A 7533-nucleotide genomic window follows, 5' to 3' on the forward strand; every position below is an offset into this window, starting at 1 on the left:
GGTGCGCTCTTCGGCGATCGTGCGCAGCAGTTCACCGAGCCAGCGCACGGCGGGCGGCACGGGACCGCGCCGGGTCACGAAGGAGACCCGGCGCTCCCCCAGATCCTGCTTGGCCGGGCGTAATTCCACGTCGAAGTCCGCGTCCACGGCGGCGGCGGTCGTGAGCGCGCAGCCGAGCCCCTCGGCCACGAGGCCGTGAATCATCATGAGATCGTCCGTGCGCATCACCTCCCGGACCGGATACCCCAGCGAGTGGCAGACGCGGCGCAGCACCTGGTCGGAGGCCTCCTCCGGGTCGCGGCTGCACACCCAGGCGACCTCGGCGAGCTCCGCAAAGTCCAGCTCCTCCTGGCGGGCGAGCGGGCCGCTGCGGGAGACCATCACCCGGTAGGGCTCCGAGAGCAGCGTGCTGCGTTCGATGTCCGGCACCGCAAGGGCGAGCTCGTCGGAGACGTCGTAGATGAGCCCCGCGTGCACCTCCCCGGCGCGAAGCATGCGCAACACCTCGGTCGGCTCGGCCTCCTCGACCTCGACCCGCACCGAGGTTCGCTGCTGGAGTCGGGCGATTGCGGCCGGGAGGAGCCGGGAGCCGATCGAGGAAAACGTGCCGATGCGCAGGGTCACGACGCCCGCATCCCGTTGATCGGCGACCGCGCGCTCGGCGCGGTCGATGCGCGTGAGCACCGGCGCGATCTCCGCCGCGAAGGCCGCGCCGAGCGGGGTCAGGCGCGCCCCGCGCCGGTCCCGGTCCACGAGCCGGACGCGCAGGTGCTCCTCGAGCGCGCGGAGGTGATGCGTGACGGTCGGCACCCCGTACGACAGCGCCTCGGCGGCACGGGTGAGGCTGCCGTGCTCCCGAATCGCGAGGAGCACCCGGAACTGCTGCAGCGACATCATGACCCCAGCCTACTCTCATAGTCACTATGTGACCACGCGCGAAAAGCTCATATCACGCATAGGAGTCGAAAGCGATCTACCGTGGGGGCATGCAGAAGCTCCCCATCGCCCCCGCCGCCGGATCCACCGCCGTGGACGTCCCCGCGCACCAGTTCGAGACCCCGTACGCCGATGCCCTGCGCTCGCTCGCCGGACACGACTGGCAGCGCCTGCACGTGCCCGGGCACCAGGCGGTCGCCGCGAACGCCCCCGGCGTGGCGAATCTCGTCGGCGAAACCGCGCTGTCGATCGACTTTCCCATGCTGTTCAGCGGCGTGGACCAGGAGACCTGGCGACTGGTGACCCCCGGCCGGGTCACCCCGCTCATGCGCGCCCAGGAACTCGCCGCCGAGGCCTGGGGCGCGAGCCGGACCTGGTTCATCACGAACGGCGCCTCGGGCGGCAATCACATCGCGACGACCGTGGTCCGCGCCCTCGGCTCCGAGGTCGTCGTCCAGCGCAGCGTGCACTCCAGCGTCATCGACGGCATCACGCACGTCGGCCTGGATCCCCACTTCGTCACGGGCTACGTCGACAACGGCCTCGGCTCCGCGCACGGCGTCAGCGCCGAGCAGGTGGAGACCGTGCTCGAGGCAAACCCCAACAGCGCCGCGGTCTACATCGTCTCCCCCAGCTACTTCGGCGCGGTCGCGGACATCGCCGCGATTGCGAAGGTGGCCCACGACCGCGGGGTGCCGCTCATCGTCGACGAGTCCTGGGGCTCGCACTTCGGCCTGCACCCCCGGCTCCCCGTCAACGCGGCCCGACTGGGCGCGGACCTCGTCATCTCCAGCACGCACAAGGCGGTCGGCTCCCTGACGCAGTCGGCGATGATCCAGCTGGGCACCGGCCCCCTCGCCGAGGACCTCGGCCCGCTCGTGGACCGCGTCGTGCGCTCTCACCAGTCCACGAGCTGCAGCGCGCTGCTCCTGGCCTCCCTCGACGAGGCCCGGAAGAACATCGTCACCCGCCCGGAGCTCGTCGAGCAGGCGCTCGACACCGCCGAGCAGATCCGGGCGCTCGTCCGCGCCGACCGTCGCTTCCGCGACGCGACGCCGGACATCCTCGCGAGCCCCGACGCGGTCGCGCACGACCCCTTCAAGGTCGTCATCGACACGCGCGGCGCGGGCATCACCGGCAACGACGCGCACTACCAGCTGCTCCGGGACCACCGCGTCTACGCCGAGCTGTCGACCCCCTCCGCACTGCTCCTGCTCATCGGGGCCGTGTCCCCCGTGGACGTCGACCGCTTCTGGTCGGCGCTGCAGGCGCTGCCGGAGGCGGACATCGAGCCGGAGCGCCCCATCGTGCTCCCCCAGCCCTGCGAGCGCGCCATGGGCCTCGGCGAGGCCTTCTACAGCCCCGTGACGATGGTGCCCTTCGTGGAGGCCGTCGGCCGCGTCTCCGCGGACTCGCTGGCCGCCTACCCGCCCGGGGTGCCGAACGTCCTCCCGGGCGAGGTGCTGAGCGCCGAGGTCGTCGCCTTCCTGCGCGCGACCGCGGCCGCCCCCGCCGGGTACGTCCGCGGGGCGGCAGACCCCGCGCTCGACCTGTTCCGCGTCGTGGCCTAGCCCACGGCATCCGCGTGGGGGCCTGCGCGGCGCGCGAGGCCCCCGCACGGCACTAAGCTTTTTTGGTCACCCCCACCCAGCCACACCACGCGCTCACCAGCGCAGCCCGTTTCACAAAGGAGTGTCATGTCCAGCACAGTCAGCGACTCGCCCACCGGCGAGATGCAGCGCGGCTTGAAGAACCGCCACCTGCAACTGATCGCGATCGGGGGTGCCATCGGGACCGGACTCTTCCTCGGCTCCGGCAAGCTCATCAGCGTGTCCGGCCCCTCCATCATCTTCGTCTACATGGTGATCGGCTTCTTCGTCTTCTTCATCATGCGCGCGCTCGGCGAGCTGCTGTTGTCGAACCTGAATTACCACACCTTCGGTGACATCGCGAAGGACATGCTCGGCCCCTGGGCCGGCTTCTTCGTCTCCTGGAACTACTGGTTCTCCTGGGTGATCGCCTGCGTCGCCGACATCATCGCGATCACCGCCTATGTGCAGTGGTTCAACGCGGAGATCCCGAACTGGCTGCCCGCGCTCATCACCGCGCTCGTGCTGCTCGTGCTGAACCTCCAGCCGGTGAAGTACTTCGGCGAGACCGAGTTCTGGTTCGCCATCCTCAAGATCGTCGCGATCCTCGGCCTGATCGCCGTCGGCGTGATCCTCGTCGTGACCGGCTTCACGAGCGCCGATGGCACCCAGGCCTCCTTCGCGAACCTCTGGGAGCACGGCGGACTGTTCCCGATGGGGGCCTCCGGCTTCGTGCTCGGCTTCCAGATGGGCATCTTCTCTTTCATCGGCGTCGAGATGGTCGGCACCGCGGCCGCGGAGACCCAGAACCCGCGCAAGACCCTGCCGAAGGCGATCAACTCGATCGTGCTGCGCATCCTGATCTTCTACGTGGGTGCGCTCGCCATCATCATGAGCGTGACCCCGTGGAACCAGATCGACGCGGACAAGAGCCCCTTCGTGACCACCTTCGCGCTCGCGGGCTTCGGGCTGGCCGCGGCGGCGATCCAGCTCGTCGTCCTCACCTCGGCCGCGTCAAGCGCGAACTCCGGGCTCTACTCGGGCACCCGCATGCTCTTCGGCCTCTCGAAGGACGGGCACGCGCCGCGCTCCTTCTCGCTCACGGATTCGCGTGGGGTGCCGCGCCGCTCGGTGTTCTTCACGAGCGTGTTCCTCTTCGCGGCGATCCCCCTGCTGTTCGCGGGCGACGGCGTGGTGGCGGCCTTCACCTTCGTGTCCTCAATGTGCGCGACGATGATCCTGTTCACCTGGGGATCCATCGTCGTGAGCTACATCGTGTACCGGCGCCGGTACCCCGAGCGGCACGCGAGCTCCGGCTTTAAGATGCCCCTCGGCGCGGTCGCCCCGTGGCTCGTGCTCGCCTTCTTCGTGTTCATCATGGGCACCCTGCTCTACGGTGACGACACCCGGCCGCCGTTCCTCGCCACCCCGCTCTGGTTCCTGCTGCTCACCGTGCTCTGGCAGCTGCGCAAGCGGAAGCTCCTCCGCGAGGGCCGCCCGCTCACCGCGGCGATCAAGCTCCCCGACGCCCACTAAGCAGCCACAGACGACGCTGGCCCGGTTCCCGAACACGCTCGGGAACCGGGCCAGCGTCGTTTCTGCGCCGGGGTTACGCCGCGGGCAGCGCCACCTTGGGGCGCGCCCAGGAGCGCCCGCTCGTGTCCTTGAGGATGTCGTACTCCACGTCCACGTGCGGCTCGATGGCGCTGTACTTATCGTTCGGCGCGCCGATCACGAGCTGGAAGCCGAGGCCGCGCCACGCCCCGATCGCGCGCTTCGTGAAGTGCGCGTCGGCCTTGATGAGCGCCTCGTCGAGGAACACCGGGGCGTAGCGGGGCCGCTCCGCGTCCGCGTCACCCAGCTGATACCGCAGGGCCGCGCCCACGATGAAGGCGATCAGCTCCTGAGACTCGCCGCCGCTCTTCTCGCCGATGTGGTCGTACAGCGCGGCGTGCGCGCCGGTATCCGCGTGCACCTTTTCGGCGCTCACGCGCACGTGCGTGCGCACGTCGATCAGCTCGGTGAAGTCCGGGGCCTGGCGGCGGATCCGGTTGATGAGCTTCGCCATTCGCGGGTAGACCTGTTCGCGGAGCTGATCGGTGTCGGCGGCCTCGATCAGGCGGCGCACCTCGCGCAGCTCGGCCCGGAAGCGTCGGCGGACCTCGGACTGCGTTTCCCGCGGGCTGATTTGCAGCCGGTGCTCGTCGTCGTAGAACGGCAGATCGCGCATAATCCGGTTGATGGGCTCGATGCGTTCCCGGATCTCCCGGAGCGCGCGGCTGAGCGCGGAGTCGAGGCTCGTCAGGTCGTTGCCGGAGAGCTTCAGCAGGCTCTCCTTCCACTCCCCCTCGAGTTCGTGCAGGCCGCTGTCCTCCAGCCCGTCGAGCAGCTGCTCGAAGTCGGCAAGCGAGCTGTCGGGGTCGGCGCGCAGGTTCGGATTCGGCCAGCTCTCCAGGTACGACTCGAAGGTGCGCCGGAGCGCGTCCCGCTGCTCCTCGATGACCGCCTGCGCGCGGCGCTGCTCCTCGAGCAGCCGCTTGGCGGCCGCGTCGAGCGCCGCGTTGAACCGGGTGAGCTCGTCCGTGCGCTTGCCGGAGGGGGAAGCGCCGGGCTCCTCGACGTGGTCGCTGAGGAAGTCGGCCTGCTCGGCGGTGAGGGCGCGTCCGGCGTCCTCGGCGGCCTCCCAGACGGCCTGTTCGGCGTCCACCTGGTCGGTGATCTCCGCCCAGCGCGCGGCGAGGTCCTCCCGGAGCCCCTCGGCTCGGCCCACGGCCTGTTGCAGGGCGACCGACTCGCGTTTGAGGCGCTGGATCTGCTCCTGCAGGGAGGCGATCTTTGGGTTTCCCGAGACGATGTCCGCGGAGACCTTCGCCCAGCGGTCCCGCTCGGCGGTTGCCGCGGCGACGTCGATCGTCGACCACTCGGTCTCGACGAGTCGGGCGGAGGCGGTGCTGTGCTCGTCGAAGCGGTCGTGGGCGAGCGTGGCCTGTTCCTCGGCCGTGAGCGCGGCCCGCAGGGCCGTCTCGGCCGCGGCGATCGCGTCGCCGAGCTCCCGCAGGCGGCGCTGGTTCGAGAATCCGAAGAGGTTGCCGCGCCCGTGGCCGCCGTGCCCGCCGCGTGCGCCCTGGGCGACCTGGCCGGACAGGGTGAGCGTTTTGTGCTGGCCGGAGGAGTCCGAGACGGTGTCCACGCAGCGGAAGCCGAACTGCTGCTCCAGCCGGTCCTGGAGCCAGCCCGTGAAGGGCCCCTCCCGGTAGTCGAGCCGCCCGGGCAGCTGCTCCGGGTCGAGGGCGCGCCGGAGCTCCTGGCCGGTCACGACGCCCTCGTAGTTCAGCCGGATCGGCGTGCGCACCCGATCGATCGCCTGCCGGAAGCGGCCGAGGTTCGCCTGGTCGATGAGCATGGTCTTTGCGAAGCCGCCGAGGGCCAGGTGGAAGGCCTCCCGCCACGGCTCAAACTCCGTGCGCACATCGATCAGCTCCGCGACGAAGGGCAGCTCTTCGACGCTGAGCCCGGCGGCCTCGGCGAGCAGGGCGCGGGACTCGTGCAGCGCACGGGGGATATTGTCCTGCCGGTCCTCAGCCTCTTCCCGCTCCGCCTCAAGCTCACGCAGCTCCCGGTCCCGGGTGAGCCGGAGCGAGCGCGCCTCCGCGAAGCTCTCCCGGACCCGCCGCTTCTGCTCGGGGTCGTCGAGCACGAGCCGGGCCTGCTCCAACGCCTCGGCAAAGCCAGCGGCGCTGTTCAGGTCGGCGTCGAGCACCGCGGCGGCCGCCGCGAGCCGATCCCGATTCGCGCGCACCTCGCTCAGGCGGTCCTCCGCGCCGCGCAGCTCACGCTCGGCGGTGTCCAGTCGGTCGCCGCCGGAGCTGCGCAGCACCTCGGCGAGGCCGTCGCGCTCGCTCTCGGTGGCCAGCGCGAGGGCCTGCGCTTCGCGGACCGCCGCGTCGGCCTCGCGCTTCTGGCGCTGCAGTTCGCTCTCCACGTCGCGCAGGAGCTCCAGCCGCCGCCCGGTGCGCCAGAGCGCCGCGAGCGAGCCGGGATCGGCGAACGCGCCGACCTGGTCGAGCAGCCGAAGCCGCTCGGCGGCGTCCTCGATCCGCGTGCGCATCCCCCGGATCGGTCGCAGGGCGCGCACCTGCTTCTGCGCGGTGACCATCCGGGTCCGAGTGCTCTCCAACTCATCGAAGTGACTGACGACCGCGTCGGCGGTGCCGAGCGTTTCCGGGTCCTCCAGCACGAGCCGCTTGTAGACCTCGTCGACCGTGCTGAACTGCTGCCCGGACTGGACGCGAGCGAGCAGGCGCATGGCCTTCGTCCCGGCCCCGGCCGCGCCGATTCCGAGGACGGCATGCATGCGCGCGGAGAACTCCTGCTCCGTGCCGACGGGGTCGAGGCCCGCCCGGCGCACCGAGGCCGTGGAGAACCGGTCCTGGGCCGCCGCCTCGAGCACCTCGAGCGAGAACGGGCCCTCCACCGTGGCGCGCACCCGGACGGTGTCCTCAACGATGCGTGCCCCGAGCGGAATATACCAGGCGCGCACGGCGGTGAAGCGCTCCCCGGTGTGGTCCACCCAGGTCATCGCGATCGCCGTCCAGATGTCCCGGTCGTCGCCGCGGAGCACCGTCATCCGGGTCCCCTCCTCGGTGCGGGACTCGTCGATTTTGCCGCGGCCGTAGGAGAGAATGTTGCGCTGGTCTTCCCCGCGCGCGCGGCCCGTCACCGCGCCGTTGGAGGCGCCGTTGAACGGGGTCGTGTGCGGCATCATCAGCGCGATGTAGGCGTCCATCAGGGTGGACTTGCCGGAGCCGGAGCCGCCGCTCAGCAGGGTGGCCCCCGGGGAGAACCGGACCCGGTGCGGGCCGTCGTAGCCGCCCCAGTTCACGAGCTGGAGTTCCTCGGCCAGCCACTGCTGTCCGCGGGACTCGGCGGGGATGAGCCCGAAGAGGGTGTCGAGCATCGTCACAGGGCGGTTCCTTCGCGGTCGTGGTCAGTCTGGGCGTCGGGCACC

4 protein-coding genes are annotated in these 7533 nt (G+C 70.7%); 2 read left to right on the forward strand and 2 right to left on the reverse strand.

Annotated features, from left to right (window positions below; genetic code table 11):
* Nucleotides 1–897: LysR family transcriptional regulator (locus OOT08_RS00440; protein WP_325090626.1), on the reverse strand; the 897-nt coding region annotated here is incomplete at its 3' end.
* An 89-nt stretch (nt 898–986) separates the two neighbouring features.
* Between OOT08_RS00440 and OOT08_RS00445 the strand changes: the two genes are divergently transcribed.
* Both OOT08_RS00445 and OOT08_RS00450 read left to right on the forward strand, forming a co-directional pair.
* The gene (locus tag OOT08_RS00445; protein ID WP_325090627.1) at nt 987–2507 is read left to right on the forward strand and encodes an aminotransferase class I/II-fold pyridoxal phosphate-dependent enzyme; all 1521 of its coding nucleotides are present in this window, start codon (nt 987–989) and stop codon (nt 2505–2507) included.
* 126 nt (nt 2508–2633) lie between these two features.
* On the forward strand, nt 2634–4061 hold the full coding sequence (locus OOT08_RS00450; RefSeq protein WP_325090628.1) for an amino acid permease: 1428 nt from the start codon (nt 2634–2636) through the stop codon (nt 4059–4061).
* 73 nt (nt 4062–4134) lie between these two features.
* Here the strand turns inward: OOT08_RS00450 and OOT08_RS00455 are convergent, their stop codons facing one another.
* On the reverse strand, nt 4135–7488 hold the full coding sequence (locus OOT08_RS00455) for an ATP-binding protein (RefSeq protein ID WP_442916141.1): 3354 nt from the start codon (nt 7486–7488) through the stop codon (nt 4135–4137).
* Nucleotides 7489–7533 lie beyond the last annotated feature (45 nt).

The organism is Leucobacter sp. M11 (assembly GCF_035726885.1).
In the GTDB taxonomy this organism is placed as follows: Bacteria; Actinomycetota; Actinomycetes; order Actinomycetales; family Microbacteriaceae; genus JAPFRB01.